This is a genomic window from Nostoc sp., assembly GCF_036917675.1.
Taxonomy (GTDB): Bacteria; Cyanobacteriota; Cyanobacteriia; order Cyanobacteriales; family Nostocaceae; genus Nostoc.
The window spans coordinates 164,673-190,061 of the sequence record NZ_JBALCT010000073.1 but is presented as its reverse complement, the minus strand read 5'-3'; the positions used below and the strand labels follow the sequence as shown (position 1 = coordinate 190,061).

General features: G+C 44.6%; 23 protein-coding genes. 22 read left to right on the top strand and 1 reads right to left on the bottom strand.

What is annotated here, in order from left to right; all coding sequences use genetic code 11:
* The first annotated feature begins 59 nt into the window (after positions 1 to 59).
* From V7K31_RS32010 to V7K31_RS29245, 22 genes are all read left to right on the top strand, one after another.
* A complete protein-coding gene (locus V7K31_RS32010) occupies positions 60 to 188 on the top strand; it encodes a zinc ribbon domain-containing protein (RefSeq protein WP_442941407.1) in 129 nt (42 codons plus the stop codon).
* A gap of 189 nt (positions 189 to 377) precedes the next feature.
* Positions 378 to 6,359, top strand: a complete 5,982-nt coding sequence (locus V7K31_RS29345) for an AAA family ATPase (protein ID WP_335099601.1) — start codon at positions 378 to 380, stop codon at positions 6,357 to 6,359.
* A 66-nt stretch (positions 6,360 to 6,425) separates the two neighbouring features.
* On the top strand, positions 6,426 to 7,055 hold the full coding sequence (locus V7K31_RS29340; RefSeq protein ID WP_335099599.1) for a response regulator transcription factor: 630 nt from the start codon (positions 6,426 to 6,428) through the stop codon (positions 7,053 to 7,055).
* Between the two features lie 271 nt (positions 7,056 to 7,326).
* Entirely contained in the window at positions 7,327 to 7,617 is a 291-nt protein-coding gene (locus tag V7K31_RS29335) for a hypothetical protein (protein ID WP_335099597.1), read from the top strand.
* 311 nt (positions 7,618 to 7,928) lie between these two features.
* Positions 7,929 to 8,486 carry a DsbA family protein gene (locus V7K31_RS29330; RefSeq protein WP_335099594.1) on the top strand — a complete coding sequence of 186 codons (558 nt, stop codon included), beginning with the start codon at positions 7,929 to 7,931 and terminating at the stop codon, positions 8,484 to 8,486.
* Between the two features lie 201 nt (positions 8,487 to 8,687).
* Positions 8,688 to 10,412 (top strand): ferric reductase-like transmembrane domain-containing protein, encoded by a 1,725-nt coding sequence (locus V7K31_RS29325; RefSeq protein ID WP_335099592.1) that lies wholly within the window; start codon positions 8,688 to 8,690, stop codon positions 10,410 to 10,412.
* Between the two features lie 17 nt (positions 10,413 to 10,429).
* Complete coding sequence (locus tag V7K31_RS29320) at positions 10,430 to 10,867, top strand: cupin domain-containing protein (protein ID WP_335099589.1); 438 nt, start codon at positions 10,430 to 10,432, stop codon at positions 10,865 to 10,867.
* A 122-nt stretch (positions 10,868 to 10,989) separates the two neighbouring features.
* On the top strand, positions 10,990 to 11,742 hold the full coding sequence (locus tag V7K31_RS29315) for an SDR family oxidoreductase (RefSeq protein WP_335099586.1): 753 nt from the start codon (positions 10,990 to 10,992) through the stop codon (positions 11,740 to 11,742).
* Positions 11,743 to 11,937: 195 nt separating this feature from the next.
* Positions 11,938 to 12,828, top strand: coding sequence for an alpha/beta fold hydrolase (locus V7K31_RS29310; RefSeq protein ID WP_335099584.1), 891 nt, complete (start codon positions 11,938 to 11,940; stop codon positions 12,826 to 12,828).
* A gap of 135 nt (positions 12,829 to 12,963) precedes the next feature.
* Positions 12,964 to 13,959, top strand: a complete 996-nt coding sequence (locus V7K31_RS29305; protein ID WP_335099581.1) for an alpha/beta hydrolase — start codon at positions 12,964 to 12,966, stop codon at positions 13,957 to 13,959.
* A 240-nt stretch (positions 13,960 to 14,199) separates the two neighbouring features.
* Entirely contained in the window at positions 14,200 to 14,847 is a 648-nt protein-coding gene (locus V7K31_RS29300) for a cysteine hydrolase (RefSeq protein WP_335099578.1), read from the top strand.
* Between the two features lie 128 nt (positions 14,848 to 14,975).
* A complete protein-coding gene (locus V7K31_RS29295; protein WP_335099576.1) occupies positions 14,976 to 16,004 on the top strand; it encodes an alpha/beta fold hydrolase in 1,029 nt (342 codons plus the stop codon).
* Between the two features lie 16 nt (positions 16,005 to 16,020).
* Positions 16,021 to 16,479 carry a DUF6130 family protein gene (locus V7K31_RS29290; RefSeq protein ID WP_335099574.1) on the top strand — a complete coding sequence of 153 codons (459 nt, stop codon included), beginning with the start codon at positions 16,021 to 16,023 and terminating at the stop codon, positions 16,477 to 16,479.
* 38 nt (positions 16,480 to 16,517) lie between these two features.
* Complete coding sequence (locus V7K31_RS29285) at positions 16,518 to 16,997, top strand: nuclear transport factor 2 family protein (RefSeq protein WP_335099571.1); 480 nt, start codon at positions 16,518 to 16,520, stop codon at positions 16,995 to 16,997.
* Positions 16,998 to 17,098: 101 nt separating this feature from the next.
* Positions 17,099 to 17,446, top strand: coding sequence for a DUF302 domain-containing protein (locus V7K31_RS29280; protein ID WP_335099568.1), 348 nt, complete (start codon positions 17,099 to 17,101; stop codon positions 17,444 to 17,446).
* A 54-nt stretch (positions 17,447 to 17,500) separates the two neighbouring features.
* Positions 17,501 to 18,151, top strand: coding sequence for an MOSC domain-containing protein (locus V7K31_RS29275; protein ID WP_335099565.1), 651 nt, complete (start codon positions 17,501 to 17,503; stop codon positions 18,149 to 18,151).
* 151 nt (positions 18,152 to 18,302) lie between these two features.
* Complete coding sequence (locus tag V7K31_RS29270) at positions 18,303 to 19,118, top strand: alpha/beta fold hydrolase (RefSeq protein ID WP_335099562.1); 816 nt, start codon at positions 18,303 to 18,305, stop codon at positions 19,116 to 19,118.
* Positions 19,119 to 19,341: 223 nt separating this feature from the next.
* Complete coding sequence (locus V7K31_RS29265; RefSeq protein ID WP_335099560.1) at positions 19,342 to 20,898, top strand: GMC family oxidoreductase; 1,557 nt, start codon at positions 19,342 to 19,344, stop codon at positions 20,896 to 20,898.
* A 408-nt stretch (positions 20,899 to 21,306) separates the two neighbouring features.
* Positions 21,307 to 21,684 carry a hypothetical protein gene (locus tag V7K31_RS29260; protein WP_335099558.1) on the top strand — a complete coding sequence of 126 codons (378 nt, stop codon included), beginning with the start codon at positions 21,307 to 21,309 and terminating at the stop codon, positions 21,682 to 21,684.
* A gap of 77 nt (positions 21,685 to 21,761) precedes the next feature.
* Positions 21,762 to 23,156: a mercuric reductase gene (locus V7K31_RS29255; RefSeq protein WP_335099555.1), complete on the top strand. Its 1,395-nt coding sequence runs from the start codon at positions 21,762 to 21,764 to the stop codon at positions 23,154 to 23,156.
* Between the two features lie 55 nt (positions 23,157 to 23,211).
* Positions 23,212 to 23,364, top strand: coding sequence for a hypothetical protein (locus V7K31_RS29250; protein ID WP_335099552.1), 153 nt, complete (start codon positions 23,212 to 23,214; stop codon positions 23,362 to 23,364).
* 312 nt (positions 23,365 to 23,676) lie between these two features.
* Complete coding sequence (locus V7K31_RS29245; RefSeq protein WP_335099549.1) at positions 23,677 to 24,219, top strand: hypothetical protein; 543 nt, start codon at positions 23,677 to 23,679, stop codon at positions 24,217 to 24,219.
* 118 nt (positions 24,220 to 24,337) lie between these two features.
* On the opposite strand, the gene V7K31_RS29240 is transcribed toward V7K31_RS29245, so the two are convergent.
* A complete protein-coding gene (locus tag V7K31_RS29240; protein WP_335099547.1) occupies positions 24,338 to 24,814 on the bottom strand; it encodes a hypothetical protein in 477 nt (158 codons plus the stop codon).
* Positions 24,815 to 25,389 lie beyond the last annotated feature (575 nt).

Sequence of the window (25,389 nt, the reverse complement as noted above, 5' to 3'; positions counted from 1 at the left end):
GGATTATTAAATAATAGCAAATAATAGCAAATCACAGTGTTAAGAGGAATTAAAAGAAAGTGCTTTCATCGCTCAAAACACAGTTAAAATTAAATTCACAACAGCGTATGTTCGACTGCCAAAGCTGTAGAATCAGCTTAGATAGGGACCAGAATGCCGCAAAAAACCTAGAAAAGTTAGGACGATAAGTATAAAACACGGCTTTGCTTTACCGTGTCTGGACGCGGAGGGAAATGGTGCCGACTCCACCCAATGAAACGTCAAATAAATGTTGGATGTCCAAGGATGTCCAGAGTTTATGTAGCAGTAATTATTCTCATAATGAGAATTGCTGTATAGTTTGAGGTATGCCAGATCATACTCTCAAGAGTTGCTTTATGATTGCTCTACCTGGTATTGCCATCCAAAAAAAAATCTACGAAAGTTCTAATTCTCTAGTGTATCGAGGCATCAGAGACGATGGAGTAGGGATCGTTGTAAAAATGCTAAAGCTTGATTATCCCTCATCTCAAGAACTAACTCGCTACAGACAGGAATATAAAATTACCCGTTGCCTCAATTTGGAAGGAGTTATCAAGGCATACAGCCAGCAGGACTATCAACGCACTCTGGTAATTCTCTTAGAAGATTTTGGCGGAGAGTCCCTTGAGCAATGGATGCACAAGCGCCCAGAGAACTTCTGCCCCATGCCCTTATCCACTTTTCTTGGTCTTGCGATCGCCCTCACAGACATTCTGGGTAGAATCCATGCAGCTAATGTCATTCATAAGGACATCAATCCGGGAAACATTGTTCTCAATCCAGATACTGGCGTTGTCAAAATCATTGACTTCGGGATTGCGACCCAATTTAATCGCACGAATCCGACTTTCAAAAGTCCTCATGTGTTAGAAGGCACAATCGCCTACCTGTCTCCAGAGCAAACAGGGCGCATGAACCGTTTGCTTGATTACCGCAGCGATTTTTACTCCCTTGGTGTGACGTTCTACGAACTTTTAACCGGACATCTGCCGTTTCCGATAACAAACATCCTTGAGCTAGTCCATTGTCATATTGCTAAAGCGCCTGTTCCACCTCACCAACTGAATGCAGCGATCCCTAAAGCCGTTTCAGATATCGTTTTGAAATTGATGGCGAAAAACGCAGAGGATCGCTATCAGAGTGCTTGGGGAATCAAAGCGGATTTAGAATTTTGTGCTTACCAAATAGAAGAAATTGGACAAATTGGTAACATTCAACTGGGTCTTCAAGACGTTTGGGATCAGTTTCAAATTCCCCAAAAACTGTATGGACGGGACAAGGAAGTTGCAATGTTACTGGCGGCTTTTGACCGCGTTGCTTCTTCACAAAACCATGCACAAAACACTTCAAAACAGGAATCAACAGATAACTCAACATTCAAAGTCGAAATGATGTTGGTATCTGGCTACGCTGGAATTGGGAAATCTGCGTTAGTGCAGGAAATATATAAACCAATTACCCAAAAACGCGGCTATTTTATCTCTGGTAAATTTGATCAATTCCAGCGCAATATTCCCTACAGCGCGATCGCAGATGCCCTGCAAAAATTGGTGCAGCAACTACTCGGTGAATCAGATGAACAAGTGCAACAGTGGCGATCGCACCTTCTAACAGCTTTGGGAACCAACGCACAAATTATCATTGATATCATCCCGGAAGTGGAATTAATTATCGGCAAACAGCTCCCTGTACCGTCCGTTGGAGCCGATGAAGCTCAAAATCGCTTTCATCGAATCTTTGGGCAATTTTTGCGGGTATTTTGTTCAGAGTCACATCCTCTGACGATCTTCTTAGATGATTTGCAGTGGATAGACTCAGGAACGCTGAAGTTAATCGAACTGATGCTGCTGGATGAGCAAACCCAATTTCTATTTTTGATTGGAGCCTATCGAGATAATGAAGTAAATCCAACGCATCCACTGATATTAACATTAGAAAGACTGCGAAAACAAGGGGCAGTGCTTCCGGAAATTATCTTAGCACCCTTAATGCTTGAGCCGTTATCTCAGTTAATTGCCGAGACGCTACATCAAAATGCAGACACTGTTCGCTCCTTAGCTGAGTTGGTGTTGCGTAAAACTGAGGGGAATCCTTTCTTTGTCAGTGAATTTTTGAAAATGCTGTATAGCGAAAATCTGCTGATATTTGATGTTGAAAACTTAAGCTGGCAGTGGAATATTGCTCAGATTCAAGCCCAAAATATTACCGATAATGTTCTGGAGTTGATGCTTCACAAGTTGAAGAAGCTACCAGAGGTTACACAGCAAATTCTCCGTTTAGCCGCTTGTGTTGGGGCGGAATTTAATTTAGATACATTGTCGATTGTTTGTGATAAAAGTCCTAAAGCGATTTTCCGGGATTTACTGGCAGCGATCCAAGCTGGGTTAATTCAACCTCTATCTGAATTAGACGAAGACTTGTTAATTCAAGAGTATAAGTTCTTGCACGATCGCGTGCAGCAAGCAGCATATATCTTAATCGATGAGTCGCAGAAACAAGTTGTTCATTTACAAATCGGTCGTAATCTCCTCGGAAAAACCTTGCCGGAGCGACTATCAGACAGGTTGTTTGAAATTGTTGATCATCTTAATCATGGGATTGAGCTTGTCACAGATCAACCCGAACGCAATGAAATTGCGAGATTAAATTTAATTGCAGGGCAGAAAGCAAAAGCTGCGATCGCCTATATTGTAGGGAAAAAATATTTAGCCACAGCAAGAGTTTGGCTGGCAGCGTGTAGCTGGCAAACAAACTATGACTTGACATTAGATTTATATTTAGAAACAACAGAATTAGCTTATTTGTGTGGCGATTTTGAACAGGTAGAATCCTGGGTAGCGATCGTTCTACAAGAAGCTAAAAATATTCTGGACATCGTAAAAGTTTACGAAGTCAAAATTCAAACTTACATCGCGCAGAACCACTTATTAAAAGCAATTAACACTGGATTGCAAGTGTTGCAGCAACTGGGGATCAGTTTTTGCGAAACACCCAGTCAGTTAGATATTCAGCTTGAACTAGACGCAATCACATCGCTCTTTAGTGAGAAACAGATTAAGGACTTGCTACATTTGCCGGAAATGACTGAGCCAGACAAGTTAGCAGCAATGCGAATCCTATCTAGAATTACGATTGCGGCATGGATTGCCGCTCCTGATTTAATGATCTTACTGGTATCTAAACAAGTCAGCTTGTCATTGGAGCATGGAAATTCGTTTGCATCTTCCTTTGCTTATGCCAACTTTGGATTAGTTCTGTGTGGAAAGGTCGAAGACATCGAGACGGGCTACGAGTTTGGACAGTTAGCTTTAAGGCAGTTGTCACAACCTAAGTCCCATTCACTCAGAGCTAGAACATCGCTCATCGTGAATACCTTCATCATTCATTGGAAAGATCATGTGAGAGACACATTACAGCCATTAGTAGAAGCCTATCAAAGTGGGCTAGAAACCGGAGATTTAGAGTTTGCTGCCTATAGCGCTCACTCTTATTGCTTTAACTCCTATGTTGTCGGAAACGAACTCGTGGAGGTTGAACGCGAGATGAGGGAATACAATGAAGCAATTCGTCAAATCAAACAGGAAACAGCACTAACCTGGAATCAAATATTTCATCAGGCGATCGCAAATTTGATGGGATACTCGGTCAATCCAACCCGTTTAATTGGCAAATTCTACAATGAGGAGAATGGATTGCCACAACACGAAGCAACAAATGATGGAACTGCAATCTTTAATGTCTATTTCAATAAACTTTTCCTGTGCTACCTATTTTCTGAGTATGCTCAGGCACTTGAAAACTCAACCATAGCAGAACGTTATTTAATCCGAATAATAGGCACACCTATTGCGCCTTTTTACTACCTATATGATGCTTTGACAAGACTCGCAATATACCCTGAAAGCAGTACTCAAGCGCAAGAGGAAATCCTCAAAAAAATTGCCGTTAGCCAGGATAAAATAAAGCAATGGGCACATTACGCGCCCATGAATCATTTGCATAAATATTATTTAGTGCAAGCAGAGACAGCACGAGTTTTGGGTCAGTTGGTTGAGGCAGAAGAATTCTACGAGCAAGTCATTCAAAGGGCTAAAGACAACGAGTATTTGCAAGAAGAAGCATTAGCATACGAATTAACTGCTAAACATTATCTGGCAAGAGGTAGAGAAAAAATCGCCCAAACTTACATGAAGGAAGCACATTACTGCTATGAACGATGGGGAGCAGCTGCGAAAGTCAAAGATTTAGAAAATCGATATCCGCAGCTATTTTCTCAGTCGTCGGGCATGGCTTACGCGCCAATCCCCAAAACTTCTACAACCACCTCTAATACCTCACACATCGCTTTCGACTTAGTAGCAGTGATGAAAGCATCACAAGCGATTTCTAGTGAAATTGAACTGGATAAGTTACTCAGTTCCTTAATGAAGATATTAATCGAAAATGCTGGCGCGCAAACAGGATTTTTGATTTTGGAAAACTCAGGAGAATGGGTGATTGAAGCTTCTTATGAACTCAACGAGGGTGAAGATTCCTGTGCTACGCGAGTGCTGCAATCCATTCCAACTGCAAATCAACTGCCTGAATCAATTATTCATTATGTGATCCGGACTCATGAATCTGTCATCTTAAATGATGCAACTCGTGAAGGTAATTTTATTAATGAGTCATATATTCAACACAATCAAACTCAATCAATCTTATGTTTACCTCTGCTGAATCAAGCTAAACTCGTGGGCGTGTTGTATCTGGAAAATCAGTTAGCGGCTGGGGCATTTACACCGGAGCGATCGCAAGTTCTGCATCTATTATCAACCCAGGCAGCTATTGCGATCGAAAATGCCAAACTCTATTCAAAGCTACGAGCTAGCGAAAGTCAGATGACTCAATTTCTAGAAGCAATTCCAATAGGAATTGGAATCATGGATGCGGTAGGTAGTCCTTACTACTTCAATCAACGGGCAATTCAGCTATTGGGCAAAGAGATTGAACCTTCTGTAACACTGGAGCAAATCTCAGAGGTTTATCAAATTTATTTAGCAGGAACGGATCAAAAATATCCAACTGAGAAACTGCCAGTAATGCGGGCGTTGAGCGGTGAACACACTAGGATCGACGATGCAGAAATTCGCCGAAATAACGCAACAATTCCAGTTGAGGCATGGGGAACTCCAGTATTTGATGAGCAGGGTAACGTGGCTTATGCGATTACAGCCGTTCAAGACATCACGGAGCAAAGACAAGCCGAGCGACTGCTAGCCGACTATAACCGCACCTTAGAACAACAGGTAGCCCAACGAACATCGGCGTTACAGAAAAGCGAAACTGCACTGCGCGAGCGAGAACAGGAATTACGACTAATCACCGACGCTCTGCCTGCTTTGATCAGCTACGTGGATGCAAATCAGCGCTATCGGTTTGTCAACCGCACTTATGAAGTCTGGTTTAACCTTAGTCGAGATGAGATTTTGGGCAAGTCTGTTCATGAACTTTTAGGTGAGACGGTTTATCAACGGGTTGAGTCGTCTATTAATCAAGTGTTTCAAGGGCAAACTGTAACCCTGGAAGCAGAAATTCCTTTTTCGCTTGGCCAAAGGTGCATCAGCGCTACCTTGCTCCCCGATTTTGATCGCGATGCTCAAGTGAGAGGCTTCTACAGTCTCATTACCGACATTAGCGAACAGCGAAACGCTGCACTGCGTGAACGCAAACGTGCCGAAGCCGCCTCAATTCTGGAAGAACGCAACCGCATGGCGCGAGAAATTCATGACACCCTAGCACAAGCCTTAACTGGTATTCTGCTAAATGTAGGAGCAGCAACACAAGTGCTAACGGATGATTTAGAAGCGACACAGGCACACCTTGAAATGGTGGAGGATTTGGCACGAGCTGGGCTTGCCGAGGCACGGCGATCAGTGGCAGCACTCCGTCCCCAGCTATTAGAAGATGGCAGCTTGCATAGCGCCTTTTATTATCTGGTGACTCAGATGAGAGTCGCTGCCGATACATCTGTGATCTACGAAATTAAAGGTACAGCCTATTCAATGCCTGCCGAGATTGAGAATAACTTACTACGGATTGGACAGGAAGCATTAACCAATGCCATAAAATACGCTGCTGCTGCTGAAGTTCGTGTTGAGTTAGTATATGAAAATACACAATGTATTTTGCGCGTTAAAGACGATGGACGGGGTTTTGGGGTTGGTAGCATCCCACCTGTTGGTGGATTTGGATTGCTGGGAATGAGCGAGCGTGCAGAACACATTGGAGCACAACTGAGTATTCTGAGCCAACCTGGGCAAGGAACAGAAATTGTTGTCATTGTCAATCGAGAGTGAGAATATAAAAAATGCACTGGTTACAAAGGCAACCTGTAGTAGCTCAATTTCTAATTCTTAATAATTATGAGCCAATCAACGACTATTCGGGTTCTGATTGTTGACGATCATTCCATTGTCAGGCAAGGATTGGCAACCATCATTAACCGTGATCCAGAGATGACGGTGATTGCTCAAGCAGAAGATGGACAACAGGCGATCGCTCTTTTTCGTGAATACCAACCAGATGTAACGCTAATGGATTTACGAATGCCGCATATGGCAGGAGTTGAAACCATTAGTGCGATTTGTGCTGAATTTAAAGCTGCTCGAATTGTTGTGCTAACTACCTACGATGGTGATGAAGATATTTATCGTGGTTTACAGGCAGGCGCTAAAGGATATTTGCTCAAGGATGCTAAACCCAACGAACTTCTGAGTGCCATTCGCACGATTCATCGCGGTCAGCAGTATATTCCACCCGAAGTAGGGGCAAAACTGGTGCAGAGGATGAGCAATCCAGAACTGAGTGAGCGAGAACTAGATGTACTCCGTTTAATGGCGCAAGGAATGAGTAATTTAGAAATTAGCAGTACTTTGAGTATCGGTGAAAGCACCGTCAAATCTCACGTTAATCGAATTTTAAGTAAATTGGGAGTGAGCGATCGCACTCAAGCCGTGATTATTGCTGTTAAACGAGGAATTGTCAATTTGTAAATAAGTTGTCCTCAAGTTGAAATTTTGATGACAACTTTAGTTGTAGCCAACCTTCCATTTTTATATGGACTGATTTATCAATCATTGTATTGTACAAAAGTTTCAACTTTTAGTGGACGACAAGTTAGAGTTAATTACATATATTTGTACAGAAAGCCTCCAAAGCTTCAACAAAAGTATGTAAATATTTAGTTGCTCACTGGCGGCGAAATCCTCTAGTTAATTGATGCCAAAGAAAATTTAGAATTGGTAAAAAAGGCGGAATACAATTATGGATGTTTGGAATTTGGCTAAAGGTTTAGGAGTCGTAATCGTTGGCGCAATAGCTTTCTCTGGAAACTCTGCTATTGCCAAAATCAATCAGGGTGTAACTCTAGAGAATAATCTGAATGCACCTACCTTAAACACAGCGATTAAAAAGCACAATACATTAGGAGACGATGCCCTGAAAATTAATTACAGCATCAAACAAACTCAATCTCAAAATAGAAATGCTGCTCTAGATAAGAAAAAAACTTTGCTAGCAGGCTGCGGGGGAGGGCACCAGTGGGGGTGTTTTTAAGCCTTAGAGAATGTTTGAAAAGTATTTTTGGTAACTTCTGAGGCTCGGAAACCTAACCCACCTAGCCCCCCTTATCTACAAGGTAATGGGGGTTTCAAAGCCTTTCTCCGCTTGCCTAACGGCAGGCTGACGCCAACGGAGAGAGGAATGGAAGTGGGGTTTTTGGTATACTTTATTACATTTCGTTAAGGCACCATCTAATTTTCTTCTGAATGACTTAGACCTTTCCAAAAACTAGATTTTAGCTCAGGTAGTACAAGGATTTTAGAAGAGATCACTGACGATGAGCATTTTCTTCTTCGGAGGTCTCAGTGAGTTTTGACCGTGACCGCAGTTCGTTATTCGTTCCACCTTCAATACAGGATCACATAAAAGGGGTGCTGAATGCCGCCGTGGTGCTGGTGATGTATGGGGACTATCAATGTCTTGAGAGTGCGGACGTTTATAGGCTGATTAAAGTCATTGGGCGACAGCTTAGTGTTTCTTTTGGAGAGGGTTACTTATGCTTTATCTTCCGTCATTTTCCACAGATAGAGATTCATTCTCATGCTCAACGTACGGCTGAAGCGGCTGAAGCGGCTGCTGTCCAAGGTCAATTTTGGCCAATGCATGAAATGCTGTTCAGCCATCAACAAGAATTGGGAAACGGCTATCTGGTGGAATATGCTAATAATCTAGGACTTGATATTTACCACTTTCTGCAAGATATATCTAAAAAAGTGTACATTGATCACATCAATGAAGATATTCAAAGTGGATTAAAAAGTGGAGTAACGGCTACCCCAGCACTGTTTATTAATGGAATTCGGTATAGCGATCGCTGGAACATTAAGCAGTTGATGGCAGCTATTGTCACTGCAAATCATTAAACACAATAAAAGTCATAAGAAAAGTAGTCACAAGTCAGAAATGAGTCAGTAAATCTCAAGCTTTAACTCAGTTAACAGTAGCGTTTGATGAATATATCAGTCTGGCGCTAGCAAGCTTTGACCTGACTCGCTGATGTGGGTGTAGGAAATATTTAACTCATAAAAAAGTGGCTTTCATTGAAAAATTAAGGTGGATTAGTCATGGCGGCAATCGATACAGCACCGTTAGAAAACAGCCTGGGATTTCTAGCTTTAGGAGCTTATATTCTCACCTTAATGCCCACCAATCTCAGAATCATTTTTCCTCAAAGTAACCGGGCGAGTCTTCCCAAATGGCTGTTAAAGTACCGACGAATCATCGGTATTCTAGCTTTCTGCTTGGCTTTGCTTCATGGGTTCCTTTTAGTGAAAAAGAGAGATATTGATTTTTTAGATCCTAATACCTATTGTATTTATATCCAAGGTATATCAACCTTCATAATTTTTACCCTATTAGCAATTACTTCTAATAACTGGAGTGTCAAAACACTGAAAAAAAATTGGAGGCGGTTACATACCCTGACTTACTTAGCCATTTTCCTACTCACTTGGCACGTTTGGGACAAAATGTCAGAGCATTGGACCTATTTAACCCCGATTGCGCTAGTAGGGATGGTCACAACAATCCTTTTATTTCTGATGCGACGCTGGATTGAACATCGGAATAAACAACAAAAAGCGAAGGAAAAAGTGTCTCCATCTCAAATCCCAGAAAAACTGTTAGTCTCCGACACCGGGGAGCAGTTGGTGCCAGTCAGATTATTCTCCCAAGCAAACAAGGAATATCCAGTTATGAGATCGAAACAAATTACCTGGAAATATTCAGCAGCATTGGGAATCAGCACCCTAATCATGTTGGTTGCTACTAAGAGTTTTGCTAGCCTATTTTCCCTCTCTCGAAACGCTAGCGTCGCTACTATCTCTGTTGCAACCACTCAACCTTTACGTACTCTCCAAGGAAATTCTACTTGGCTTTATGCGATCGCAATCAGCCCTGATGGACGCTTCCTCGCCAGTGGCAGTTACGATAAACAAATTAAAATTTGGGATCTGTCTAGTAACACCTTACTTTATACTTTAAAAGGACACGGCGATGCAATAGTCAGCCTTGCCATCAGTCCAGATAGCAAGCTCCTTGCTAGTGGCAGTTGGGATAACCGGATTAAACTCTGGAATCTAGAGACGGGGCAACTGCTTCGTACCCTAGATGCTCATACAGATGATGTAGAAGCTGTTGCCATCAGCCCCAACGGAAAGTGGTTAGCTAGTGGTAGTGCTGACAAAACCATCCGCATCTGGAACGTGCAGACTGGCGCACAAGTCCATAAGTTCTCGGATGGAGATTGGGTAAGGACTGTTGCTTTTAGTGCGGATGGGCAGACCTTAGCTAGCGGCAATGAGGGTGGCACACTCAAAATTTGGCGACTCAGGGATGGTGTTGTCCTAGAAACCCTGAATGCTCATTCACAAGCCCTACGCTCAGTGGCTTTTAGTCCTGATGGACGAGCTTTAGCGAGTGGCAGCGATGATGGGACAGTGAAACTCTGGCAAATGCCCACTGGTCAATTGTTGCACTCCCTACCTGGACATTCAGGAGTTGTGTGGTCAGTAGCTTTCAGCCCCGATGGCAAGAGGTTAGCTAGTGGTAGCTATGACAGAACCATCAAGTTGTGGGGACTGCCTGACGGCAAACTCTTGGAGAATTTGACAGGCCACGAGCAAGCCGTCCGGTCAGTAGCTTTCAGTCCGCATGGAGACATGATAGCCAGCAGCAGTGCCGACAAAACCATCCGCATCTGGTCTTTGCCTAAAGAGAGAGAACTATCTTCTCGTTTCCTGATTCTTAAACACTCAACCAAAATTACTGCTTATTACGCAAGCAATTAATCAACAGGAGCAATCTGATGGCACAATCTCTCTGGCTTTTTGGCACTCGTCTCAATATCGTTGCCGACCACACCACTACCGGAGGTCAGTACGATCTGATCGAAGGCTACTTTCCTCCCGGCACACAAACACCCCCCCATCGCCACACGCGCTATTCCGAACAACTCTATGTGCTAGAAGGGGAGTTTACAGTCTGGGCGGGTGAGAAAAAGGTTGTGCTGAGTGCTGGCGACAGCTTCCTGATTCCTGCTGGCAAACCCCATGTGGTTGCTGCGCTCAGTGATCAGCCAGCTCGCGGGTTGGTCGTTGCTGCGCCGAGTGCCTTTGCTCGGCTAATCGCAGCAGTTGGTACACTGGATGAGACAGAAGCACCGGACATGGCGCTATTTGAGCGCATTTCCACCGAGATCGGCGACGAAATGCTGGGTTTGCCCGGAGAGCTACCCTGTACATAATACCTATTTTCTACCTACCCACAATCGCGGGTGATTTTGTCAGCGCCCTCGGTTATCGGCGTAATTATCCAGCGCATTCAGGGCAAACTTCAATGCGAAATTCACACAAAGGGAGAAATTTTATGGCGGGTAAACTTACAGGTAAGATCGCACTGGTGACGGGTGGTAACAGTGGGATCGGACTCGCTACAGCCCAACGCTTCGTAAAAGAGGGGGCTTACGTCTTTATCACTGGTCGTCGTCAAAACGAACTTGATGATGCGGTGAAGAAAATTGGAGAAAATGTTACTGCTGTTCAGAGTGATGTGTCGAATCTCGCAGATATCGATCGCCTGTTCGCCACGATCAAACAAGAGCAAGGACACCTCGATGTAATCTTCGCCAATGCTGGCGGTGGAGAACTCGCCCCACTCGGCTCAATCACCGAAGAACACTTTGACAAAACGTTCAACACTAACGTCAAAGGTTTGCTGTTCACCGTGCAGAAGGCACTGCCTCTGTTGCCAGAAGGTGCTTCCATTATTCTGAACGCCTCAATCACTTCCATAAAGGGCACCCCAGCCTTCAGTGTTTATAGCGCTACCAAAGCCGCCGTGCGATCGTTTGCCCGTAATTGGACACTCGACCTCAAAGAGCGCAAGATCCGGGTTAACGCCATTAGTCCTGGCGTGATTCCTACTCCCGGTTACAATCTCTTGGGACTGAGCGATCAGCAGGTGCAGGAATTCGTGACCAGCCAAGTCAGCACCATCCCGTTGGGAAGAGTAGGCACGCCCGATGAGATTGCCAAAGCCGTTGTCTTTCTCGCTTCAGACGACAGCAGCTTTGTGAACGGTATCGAGCTGTTTGTCGATGGCGGTATGGCACAGATTTGAAGACTTAGGTAGGGATTATGTAAAAATAAGTTGTACAAAATTTATTTGGAATAGCTTGCTAAATCTAGCTTTCATATAAAAATTGTTCAGGTTATTTTTACACAAATCCTTAGATAAAATCCTCACCGAATTTACGATGTTTAAATTTTGGAAAATGGAATTGAAGATTCAAATAACCTTACAAGGAGCAAAGTAATGACCACATTTCACACAATCGAGATTGATGGTTTAAATATCTTTTATCGAGAAGCTGGTTCCCGCAGTAATCCGACAATTCTGCTGTTGCACGGCTTCCCAACCTCATCTCACATGTTCCGCAATCTGATGTCTGCGCTTGGCGATCGCTTCCATCTGGTTGCACCTGATTATCCGGGTTACGGCAACAGTTCGATGCCAACCGTGAATGAGTTTGATTACACGTTTGATCGCCTAGCCCAGATCGTGGAGAAATTTATTACCGCGATCGATCTCAAACGCTATAGCCTTTACGTCATGGATTATGGCGCTCCCATTGGTTATCGGATTGCGGCTAAATATCCAGAGCAAGTGGAAGCACTCATTGTCCAAAACGGGAATGCCTACGAGGAAGGTCTGCGCGAATTTTGGGACCCAATCAAGGCTTACTGGCAAGACCCTTCTCCTGAGAATGCTGACAAGCTCAAACACCTTGTCACCCTGGAAGCAACCAAGTGGCAATATACCAACGGCGTTCGTAATCTGGAAGCGATCAGCCCTGATACCTGGAACATGGATCAACTCTTCCTCGATCGCCCCGGCAACGATCAGATTCAGCTGGCGCTGCTCTATAGCTATGGCACCAATCCACCATTATATCCGCAATGGCAAGAATATTTCCGCAAACATCAACCACCCACCCTCATTGTTTGGGGTAAGAATGACTACATCTTTCCTGCTGAAGGCGCTGAACCCTACAAACGCGACCTGAAAGACGTTGAGTTTCATTTACTTGATACCGGACATTTTGCCTTGGAAGAGGAAGGAGATGCGATCGCAGACCATATTCATCGCTTTCTGACCACTCACGTTGTAAAGGAGGACACCATACTAACTACCAGCAGGAAATAATTTCGACTGGGAAGCGATATCGATAGAAAGTTATTGTAATCTACAATCATTGTCCATCAATTAACACTGTCAAGTTAATTAGCTTAACAGTGCCATTTCAACAGATTGTTTACTATTCATCAAAAGGAGAATGTCATGGTTGCTCAAGTAAACTCGCAAGCAGCAAAAATTTTGGAAGTCGCAGATGATCCACGTCTTTCCAGCGAAGTGAAGGCATTTTTGAAATTACTGAATTCAGGGGGTGTGGCGTTAGAGACATTAACTCCACTCGAAGCACGTCAAGTACTTGTGGATGCACAGGCTTCTGTTAAAGTCGATCTTTCAGGCATTGAGGAGTCTGAGAAGACGATTACCGCTGACGGTTATCCAATTACGCTCAACATCGTGCGACCTGAAGGGGTCAAAGGCACATTGCCTGTTTTCATCTTTATTCATGGCGGCGGTTGGGTACTGGGCGATTACCCAACGCACAAGCGCATGGTTCGCGATCTCGTTGTGCTTTCAGGTTTTGCGGCTGTCTTTGTCAACTACACTCGCACTCCAGACGCTCAGTATCCACAAGCTATTAATGAAATCTATGCCGCGACCAAATGGGTTGCCGAGCATGGTGAGGAGATTGATGTTGACGGCAAAAATCTGGCAGTTGTAGGCAACAGTGTGGGCGGTAATATGACGGCTGTAACTACTTTGACGGCAAAAGCCAAAGGAGGTCCGCACATTAAGCTGCAAATCCTCATGTGGCCTATTGTAGATGCTGATTTTGAAACGAATTCTTATCACCAATTTGGCGATCAGCGTTTTCTGACTGTACCAACGATGAAGTGGATGTATGACATGTACATCGCTGACCCAGAAAAGCGCAAAGACATTTATGCTTCTCCCCTACAGGCAACGGTTGAGCAACTCAAAGGCTTGCCTCCAGCGTTAATTGTAGTTGCAGAGAGCGATATCTTGCATGACGAGGGCACAGCCTATGGACGCAAGTTGGATCAAGCTGGGGTCGAGGTGACAACTGTGCAGTACAACGGCATGATTCATGACTTCGGACTACTGAATGGTTTAGCCGAGGTTCCGGCAGTTCGTTCTCTGTTTGTTCAAGCTGCTGCTGAATTGAAGAAACATCTGCAATAGGATGCGTAGTTTACCGCCGCAGGCATCGTTTCTTTAACCGCCAGTTGCAATAAATCCTTGTTCTTGCCAGGTTTTGGCGTTGTGGGCTTGAGATTGCTCTGACTTATTCAATCTTCGTTGGGTAAGTCAGAGTTAAGCTCCACAGTTCACATTTGAGAGTCCGGGCAAGGGGATTGAGAGAGTTCAGTGCGATCGCGCCAGAACAGAGAAAAATGTGAACATGAACACATCAAAAGACACATGAACATCAACAAAAATGACACCGCAATCGTCGTTATCGATCCGCAGAACGATGTCTTGAGTGAAACAGGAGTTTCCTGGGATTTGGTGGGTGACAGTGTTAAGGAGAACAAGACGGTGGAGAACATCGAGCGCATCTTCAAAGCCGCAAAGCAGAATGGTTTTGAGGTTTTCATCTCTCCCCACTATTACTACCCCACTGACTACAACTGGAAATTTGCCGGAACTTTGGAGCAGATGATGCTTGGGGTAAAGGAATTTGTTCGCACTGGACCCTTAAGCCTGGATGGTTTTTTCGGATCGGGTGCCGACTGGCTCGATCGCTACAAGCCTTTTATTGAGGATGGCAAAACGATCGTGGTCAGCCCCCATAAAGTCTATGGACCGCAAAGCAATGATCTCGTTTTGCAACTGCGTAAGCGCAACTTGAGCAAAGTTATTTTGCTCGGAATGTTGGCAAATCTCTGTGTTGAAGCTCACCTGCGCGATCTGATCGAACAGGGATTTGAGGTGCTTGTCGTCAAGGATGCAACGGCTGCCCCGCGCCATCCGGATCTCGGTGACGGCTACAAGGCAGCACTGATTAACTTTGGGTATGTTGCTAACGCAGTTCTGTCCACAGACGACATTGTGGCAGCAATGTTGTAGCGGTAAATCCATTCACCACATCTCATTCTCGCCAACTGATTGCGAACTGAGGGGAATATGCTCGGCGCTTGCCTTCGGCACTGCGCTTTATGCAATCGCCTCATCAATCAAGCCAAAGAGTCAACCCTATGCTCAAAGCAATTAAACATAACCGTCGCCGCTTTCTGGGAACGGCGGCAGCAAGCATTCTCACAGAAATGGCACTCATGGGTACCGCACACGCAAGCTTCGACAAGCCCAAACAATCTGAATTTAGGTTTACTCCCATCAAGCAGATCAAGGCGGGTGTCCTCGACATCGGTTACTATGAAACAGGATCGAGCGATGGATCTCCGGTGTTGCTGCTGCATGGATTCCCATATTCCATCGATAGTTACATTGACGTTGCACCAATGCTTGCTACACGTGGATGTCGGGTGATTGTTCCCTACCTCCGGGGACATGGATCAACCCGTTTTCTCGACAGCGAAACACCACGCTCCGGGCAGCAAGCCGCAATCGGTGTCGATGCGATCGCCTTGATGGATGCATTGCAGTTGAACCGTGCTGTGCTTGCTGGCTATGACTGGGGTGGACGAGCCGCTTGCGTTGTTGCGGCTCTCTGGCCGGAACGATGCACCGGTCTGGTGTCCGTCAATAGCTACCTGATCCAGGACATTGCCAAGGCAGGGCTGCCACTTTCACCCGCGATCGAATCCGGGATCTGGTACCAATACTATTTCCAGACCGAGCGCGGACGCGCCGGACTGACGGCTAACAGACGTGAGATTGCGAGGATTCTCTGGACTCGGAATTCGCCGAACTGGCGCTTTGAGGAGGCAACGCTCGATCAACACGCCAGCGCCTTCGACAACCCCGATTATGTGGAGGTCGTCATCCATTCCTACCGCCATCGCCTTGGACTTGCTGCCGGCTATCCCATGTATGAGGAGCTTGAGCAGCGGCTTGCCGCGCAACCGACCATTACGGTGCCGACGATCACGCTGGACGGGGACGCAGATGGTGTCGTGCCAGCAACCGATGGGAAATCGACGGCAGCGAAGTTTAGCGGAGATCGCCAGCATCGGGTCATTCCGAATGTCGGTCATAACCTGCCCCAGGAATATCCCACAGCATTCGCAGATGCGGTCTGGGAACTCGCATCAAAGAAACGTTGATGACTTCTCTAGAGCTATGACCACCATACACCTCTTCACATTCAAAGGGATCTTCATATCGACCACTCTCATGTATTTAATCGCCATGAACACCTACACACCGAGCGCCAGGGACATTATCGGATCATCACCGTTGATTGCAATCGAAAATGAAGCACCACCCAAGCTAATTGTCGATCCACCGCTTCCCGAACCGCTAGCACAGGGACGCGTCTTCATCCAGTACCGGACGGAGAATCTGCGCGTGTTGCCAGTGTTCGGCAAAGGCGCTCTCGAAGTATCGCCGCGTATCGGTCACATCCACATCACCGTTGACGATTTGCCGTGGCACTTTGTAGATGCCAGCGGCCAAACGATCATCCTGGTCGGGCTGGAACCTGGCCTACACAAGGTACTGATCGAACTAGCCGACCCCACGCACAAGGTAATCACCAGCGAAACGGTGATGTTCACACTGCCCAATCCTGAGCGATAAGTAGGCATCAGATTTTTTGTGATATTTTATACTAAAATATGAACAATGCCGAAAATCCTCGACTACCCCTACCGCCTTTCGATCGTGAATCCGCCATCCAAAAAGTCCGAATCGCAGAAGATGCTTGGAACACACGTAACCCTGAACTAGTATCACTCGCTTACACGTCCGATAGCATTTGGCGCAACCGCTCAGAATTTCTATCTGGTCGTGAGGCGATCGTACAGTTCTTGACATGTAAGTGGCTTAAAGAATTGGACTACCGTCTGATCAAAGAGCTTTGGGCTTTTCAAGACAACCGAATTGCTGTCCGGTTTGCTTACGAATGGCATGATGATTCCGGCAACTGGTTCCGTTCTTACGGCAATGAAAATTGGGAGTTCGACGAACACGGATTCATGCGGTGGCGTATTGCCAGCATCAACGACCTACCAATTCACCAGAGCGATCGCAAATTCCACTGGATACTGGGTCGTCGTCCCGATGATCATCCCGGATTGTCAGACCTCAATCTTTGAGAAGCCAGATCAACGACCAGATCACCTAGTTTTTATCCTGTAAAGAGTCTACTGCTATGAATGCAAACAACGGAATCATCAACCAGCTCAGCCCGTATGCAGTGACTGAAACTATTGATCGCTTTGCAGCCATCCTTCAAGCAAAAGGCATCACCATTTTTGCCCGTATTGATCAACAGGCTGAAGCCGAAAAAGTCGGACTAAGCTTGTGTCCGACGCAGTTGTTGCTGTTTGGCAGCCCGAAAGCCGGAACTCCTCTCATGGTGGCAGAACCAACAATCGGCCTGGATTTACCCCTGAAAGTACTGGCATGGGAAACTACTGATGGCAAGGTGTGGGTGAGTTACAACGATCCTAATTACTTAAAACAGCGATTTTCTCTCTCCGATGAGTTGGCGAAGAACATCGCTATCATTGCACCTTTAATTCATCAAGCACTCTTTAATTAACTTATTTGTTGATTCAATTTAGATACTTGACTATTGACCAAATTTAAAATTCTCATGAAACTGATTTCTGTAAACGTTGGACTGCCGCGTGAAGTGACCTGGAAAGGGAAAACAGTTAGTACTGGAATTTTTAAAGAACCAGTTAGGGAACGGGTGATGTTGCGATCGCTCAATTTAGACGGTGATGGGCAAGCCGATCTCACTGTTCATGGAGGAGCAGACAAAGCAGTCTATGTATATCCGTTCGAGCATTACGATTACTGGCGAGGTCAATTACCTGACACAGAGATGCCATTAGGTATCTTTGGTGAAAATTTCACGACTACTGGGCTGAGAGAAGAGGAAGTGAATATTGGCGATCGCTTCCATCTCGGCACTGTAAAACTGATGGTGACACAACCTCGTTTACCTTGCTACAAACTGGGGATTCGGTTTGGACGACCTGATATGGTTAAACGATTTCTTGCAAGTCGTCGAACTGGATTTTACTTTCGTGTTTTGCAAGAGGGCGAAGTTGGAGCCGGAGACACTTTAGAGTTGATGAGCCGGGATGACAACAATATTACTGTTGCTAATATCACTCAGCTTTATACCCGTGAGCAGAACAATCCAAAGTTACTTCACCAAGCGGCTCAACTTGAAGCCTTACCCGAAAGCTGGCGCGACTACTTCCGGGAGCAAAGTCGTCGTCAGGATGTGAAATAACAAGGTGATATTGTTGATGTTTTTGCAGTAATTCGCTTCGTTTCAGTTCAAACATTTGCGATCGCATTTAAGCAGCGATTGGAACACTTCGCTCCGGGCTTGTTTACTAGCTCAACTCAATTAGTTCAACAGAAATATAGAGGTTATAACAGTGCTAGTTTTTACATGGAAAAAAGTTCAAAGGTTTTTGCTGTTGCTACTTGCATTCAGCGTTTTGGTTAGTGTATTGATGCGTCCAGAAGTAGCCATTTCAAAAGAATTATCCCAAAGATTCAACTCTAAACCCTCAATTGTTCTTGTTCATGGTGCCTTTGCTGACGGTACATCATGGCAACACGTCATTCCACTTTTAGAACAGGATGGCTATACAGTGACTGCTGTGCAGATTCCCCTTTCCTCGCTTGCAGAGGATGTTGCAACGACTAAGCGTGTTATTGATGCTCAGAAGAGTTCCGTTGTTGTAGTTGGACATTCCTACGGTGGAAACGTGATCACGGGTGCGGCGGCTGGCAACCCGCAAGTGAAAGCTCTAGTTTATCTCAATGCTTTTGCACCGGATTCAGGCGAAAAGACTAGCGATTTGAATAGCAAATACAAAGCAGCTCCGATCAGCACGGCAATTGTGCCTGATGCGGCAAATTTCCTTTACATTGATCGTCAGAAGTTTCACGAGTTTTTTGCCCAGGACGTATCGGAGGCTGAGGCGCGGGTGATGGCAGCAACACAAAAGCCGATCGCTAGTGCAGCGTTTGAGCAATCAGTGAATGACATAGCCTGGAAGACGATTCCTTCCTGGTATCTCGTGACTCAAAACGATCGAGCCATCAACCCTGAGCTTCAGCGATTTATGGCAAAACGCATCGGTGCCAAGACCACTGAGATCAAATCCAGCCATGTGGCCTTTATTTCTCATCCAAAAGAGGTTGCCAAACTAATCGAAGCGGCTGCAACTGCCTCTGTGAAGTAGTTCTAATTTATTTGGAATACTGTTTTACGACCGATAAAAGTAGTCTCTTGGCACAGGCGAAAGACATAACAAACTGATTCACAAAAAAGGAGATTCTCAAGATTAAGTTAATCGATGTACTAGGTGAACGAGTGCAAACACTGGGACTAGTATTTTTTTAATCACCACTTTTTCAAGCTAGCAATAATGCAAGCACTCACATTAAATTAACAAAAAGGCAAATATGACTCAATATGACTACATTGTGATTGGTGCAGGTTCGGCAGGCTGCGTCGTCGCCAACCGTCTGACAGAAGACATGAAAACAACCGTGTTATTACTTGAAGCGGGCAACCCAGATACAAAACCAGAGATTCAAATCCCAGCGAAATGTATCAGCCTACTCGGAACCGAGGTGGACTGGAGCTATTTCTCTGAACCAGAAATATACCTCAATAATCGCAAAATGTTTTGTTCTCGTGGGAAAGTCTTGGGGGGCAGCAGTTCGATTAATTTCATGATGTATGTCAGAGGCAATGCTCACAATTATGACCACTGGCAAGCATTAGGGAATCCCGGTTGGAGTTACCAGGATGTATTGCCTTATTTCAAAAAATCTGAAAACCAGCAACGTGGAGCCTCCAAATACCACGGGATAAATGGGGAGTTGAGCGTCACTGATATTGTTTCAAGAGCGATCGTGTCCCAAAAATTTTTAGACGCATGTGTGGCAATGGGATATGACCACAATCCTGATTTCAACGCCATGCAACAGGAAGGTGCAGGGTACTATCAGTTGACGGTCAAGGATGGTAAACGGCATAGTGCTGCGGCTGCATTCCTTCTGCCAATTCTCCAGCGCCCCAATTTGACCACAATGACAGGTGCATTAGTAACTCGGTTACTGTTTGAGGGCACTCGCACTGTTGGGGTGGAATATCTGCATGAAGGAATGCTGCACCAAGCGAGAGTCAATTCCGAAGTGATTTTAAGTGCGGGCGCGTTTGATTCGCCCAAGCTGTTGATGCTTTCCGGCATTGGTGATGCAGAATACCTGCAAACATTGGGTATTCCTGTGGTCGTTCATTTGCCGGGTGTCGGTCAAAACCTCCAAGACCATATTCTTGTTAGTGTAGTTCACGAAACCACTCAAGATGTACACCCTGCTATTACCAGTAATGGAATCGAAGCCGGATTGTTTTTACACAGCCAGGGTAATCTTGATGTTGCACCAGATTTACAGTTCTTCTTTGGCCCTATTCTGTTCGCACCGCCTGGCTATGTTCACTCGGATTCGGGATTCACGGGTGCAGTCTCTTTAACCCGCCCCCAAAACACTGGCAGTGTCAGTTTGCGTTCGCTTGACCCTCAAGATACACCGATGTTGCGGATGAACTATCTGCAAAGTCAAGCTGATGTGCAAAAGCTGGTTGACGGAATTAAACTAATACGCCAATTGTTTCAGAACAGTGCTTTTGATGAGTTCCCTAGTCAGGAAATCGCTCCAGGTGCGGATGTTCAAAGTGATGAAGCCCTCGAAACCCACATCCGAAACGGTTGCAGCACTGTGTGGCATCCTGTCGGCACCTGTAAAATGGGCACTGATTCAATGGCAGTTGTAGATCCTGAACTGCGAGTACATGGGGTTGTGGGGTTGCGTGTTGTTGATGCCTCGATTATGCCAACCATCACCAGTGGAAATACGAATGCACCTACTATTATGATCGCCGAAAAAGCAGCCGATTTAATTAAAACCACAGGTGTCGTTTCACAGCAAATACCTTCAGCGATCGCAAGCTGAAAGCCTTGCATGCGGAACTCGTATGCAAATTATTACCTTTGAACAGAAGTGACGTATTCAATCTTACAATGGGGAGGCGATCTGCGGTTCGCTATCGCAAATACCACTGGATACTTGGTCGTCGTCCCGACGATCGTCCCGGATTGTCCAACCTCAATCTTTAAGAATTGGATATAGGACTAGTATTTGATTTCTGAAAAGATACGTAGGGTGTGTTAGCAAGGAGAGTACGGCACCAAACTCTTGATGATGGTGCGTTACGAACTGCGTTCTAACACACCCTACAATATCTAATTTTGTTCAAAAATCAAATATGATTCCTATAGCACTTCCACTTAACGCAGTAGTGATAAACTTTGGCTATATCGCCAATGTCGTTTAATTAGTTTTTCAAGAATATTGAAAACAATGAAAATACTACTCAAAATATCCGCGTTATTCCTTGCTCTGCCAATCAATGTTTTAGCTAATTGTTCCTTAAGAGCTTCTGCTGACTCTACTGCTGGCATCGTCTTGAGTACGAAATGTCAGGGTGGTTACAACATCAATATTTGGCGGAATTATACTTCCGGCGAACTGCTCTATCGCGCGACCAATCCCAACGGTAATTTAAGTTTGGGCAAAGGAACTAGCAAAGCGACAGAAGGTGTTCGAGTGTATAAGTTTCGGAATGGAATTTATGAATATTGGGTTTGGGATGGCACGTTGGATAACCCGCAATCTGGAACTTTAGAGGTTTATAAAAATAACCGTATCTTGATGCAGAAAACTTGTAGGAAAAATTGATGTACAGAATGGGCTAAACGCCCATTCTGAATTCTGACTCCTAAGTTATGACTTCTTCTTCAACAAACTCAAAGGATATGAAAGTGGACACTCAACACTATGACGACATTATTATCGGCGGCGGCAAAGCGGGTAAAACACTTGCACCAGCGCTGGTTGCTAATGGACGTAAAACTGCTCTGGTTGAACGCAGTTTAAATATGATTGGTGGTGGGTGCATCAATATCGCCTGCATTCCTACTAAAACTATGGTGGCGAGTGCGAATGTAGCAAACACAGTACGAAACAGTGCCGCTTATGGGGTTCAAAGCAACACACCCACTGTTAATTTAGCAGAGGTGATCCAACGAAAACGATCGGTTGTGCAATCTGCGCGTGAAATGAATTTGCACAATTTAGAAATGGCTCTGAATAAAAACTTGATCATCGGCGAAGCAAGGTTTGTTGCTCCCAAAACGATCGCAGTAACGATGACTGAGGGGAACAATCGCTTACTCACCGCCGAACGGTTGTTTATCAATACAGGCACACGACCGTTAATTCCATCCTTACTGGGACTCACAGAAGTTGAGTTTTTCACAAGCGAGTCGATTATGGAGCTAGAACACCTGCCTGAACACCTGATCGTTCTCGGTAGTGGTTATATTGGTTTGGAGTTTGCCCAGATGTTTCGGCGCTTTGGCTCTCGCGTCACGGTCATTGGGCAAAGTGAGCAAATCCTGTCACAGCAAGATCCAGACATGGCGATCGCAGTTCAAAGACTTTTAGAACAAGATGATATTGAATTTTTATTAAACGCGAAGGTGTTAAGGGTCGATCGCACTGGTAATGAAACCATCCTGCAAATCCAAGTTGCCGATCGCTCCCTCAGCCTCGAGGGGTCGCATTTACTCGTAGCTGTTGGTCGTGCGCCCAACACCGATAGCTTAAATTTAGCTGCTGCTGGTGTGGCAACTGATACACGGGGATTTATTCAAGTCAACGATCGCTTGGAGACAAATGTAGCGGGGATTTGGGCGTTAGGCGATATCAATGGCGGCCCGCAATACACCCATGTGTCACTCGACGATTATCGCATTATCAAAGCTAATTTAATTGATGGGGGCGATCGCAGTACAGGCGATCGCCTGGTTCCATCCTGTCTGTTTATTGATCCAGAACTGGCTCATGTAGGTTTGACCGAAACCGAAGCACAGCAACAAGGGTATGCTATCCGAGTGGCGAAGCTGGAAGCATCAGCTATTCCCAGAGCGAAAACACTCGGTCAAACCGATGGACTACTGAAGGCGATCGTGGATACCGAGACAGGTCATATTCTAGGGTGTTCGCTCTTGTGTCATGAAGCGGGTGAAGTGATTTCGACGGTGCAGATGGTGATGCAAGCTCAGATACCTTACACCGTTCTGCGCGATGGAGTTTTGACTCATCCCACGATGACCGAAGGTTTAAATATGCTGTTTTCAAAGTTGTAAGCAGGCAGCAAGTGCAGACCCCAGGACTTTCCAACTACCAATGAGGAGTTCAATTATGCAAGCTAATTCCAAAGAAAAACCTACCCGCCTGATCACAAAAGCGATCAGTCATTACTGTGAAAAAGCACAATGGGCATTAGAAAGGCTAAGTATTCCTTTAATCGAAGAGCCTCATGTGCATTTATCTACTACAAACAACGGAAAATGAGGATGTCTACTCTGGTTCAGGATTCACAAGTCTAGTCTGTTCCAACTAATGCACCAAAGGCTAAACCTCGAATAGCTTTTAATTCGAGATTTTCCAGTCAATCAGGAAGCTTTGTTTTCATAAATATGCATAAGATACAAATTTACAAATCTAATCATTGCTGCTAGATATTTGTTGATTGTTGCCATTACTCCTTAAAATTAAAAGATCGGTCAGCGTTAACCGAGATTTAATATTTTGTTACTACAAACGGGACATTTATTGAGATGATTGAAATAGATAAGATTTATTAAATTCTGGGATTTCTTAATTATGAAACCTAATTTAGAAGATATCTGTGGCAGTTCTCCCCGCCGTCAAATTATCAAAACTGCTCTCACCTTTGTGACGGGCTTAACCACGACATCATTGGTATCTTTTTTGATGCCCAAATCCACAAAACCAGCACAAGCAATTGTTGTGCAACGACCAAATCAGTTTGAACTTGAGGGCAAAGATACTCACATCAAGTATTCAATTCTCAATGGAGTTCCACAGATTGATTACAGAGATCAAAACATTTCCGAGCATTTCAGTGGCGATCAAATTCAGACATTAGCTACTAATATCGGTACACTACTGACGATAATTATTAGCAGACCACCAAACCCTAAGCTTGGAGGAAATATAGTCAAACTGAGCTTCCTCTTACCAATTATCAACCTAGTTATCGGGACTCAAGAAACTCCCATCCTTACCGAAGCGATTTTAACTACTGAAAAAACATCAGGATTTATCCGTACTCCCCTATTTGGACAATTACAGTCATATCAGACTATAGTACTCAAGGGAACTGCCAGGGTAAACGCATCTTAAGTGGATCGGAAGATGAGGTATAGTTCATAATTAACACTGCTCTAGATTTGTACCAGAGCAGCTTTATCTTGGACAGGCTCTCTAACCCCAGCTAAAAACAGTCAAATCGGTGGTTTGACTAAAAGTTTTGGGGTGGCAGTGGTTTTCCTTGGCTCCTAGGAACATTAACTACGTTTAAAGCTTTGGCAATTGCAATAACGTCATTATCTAAACGTTGAGCTTTAGCATTGCCAGGACAGCTAATGTCTGGCGATTGCTGATCAGCTAACCTAATGGTAGTAGTTGTACCAAAAGAAACAGATTTGACGCAACTTTGTTTTGGCAAGTTAGATAAAGGTTCAGCAACTTTCAGGTCGCCCAAAAACGTTTTCGTCAGTTTTTCGGACAATTTACCTTGATTAGAACCTTTGCCATCAACATAATTAACTTCTCCATTTGGTGATACGTAAATGCGGTATCCAATCGTATTTGTAGAGCCACTATTGAGGATAATCGCAACGTTATTGGGTACAAGCGCCATTACTAATTGAGAGGAACAAAGTAAAAATGATACACCTGCTAACCCCAGTAAGCTATTAGAAAAAATCTGATTCATATAATAAATTTCCTCATTTATGAGTCTTGATTGTCAAAATTTTATGACCATTATTTATCTGGATAAGTTTCTTTCATTTCCTAATTTTAAACAGGCTGTTCAGTAAAAATTTCTGGTCATACTTTTGTTATAAGTTTGTCATAAGTGCGTCAAGGAAATATGAAATGATTAGTAGTTTGGCTTTACGGATTATGTGAGTTTCCCTAGCAAGAAATAAGGGGAAACCAGATAGATACTACATACTTTAATAACTCAGTATATCGCTGGCTTTGTTCCATTAACTAGAAAAACAGCACCTAACTACAAGCGATCGCAGCCGATACTTATATCTTTTGGATAGCAAAAGATGTATCACTTGATGCAATGTCAGCATTGGTTACAAAAGCGATTGCCTGAAGTACAGTGCTTCGGGCAATCGCAATCCTTTGCGGCTTGTCGTTGACGCAGCCTCTCCAAAAGTTGAGAAGACATCGCATCAGTAATTCCACAAACAACCAACAAGAATACTCAACAGAACCTTAAGATTAGCTACTTTTTCCCTATAGTTAACAAATATCTATTGCTGAAGATTGGGT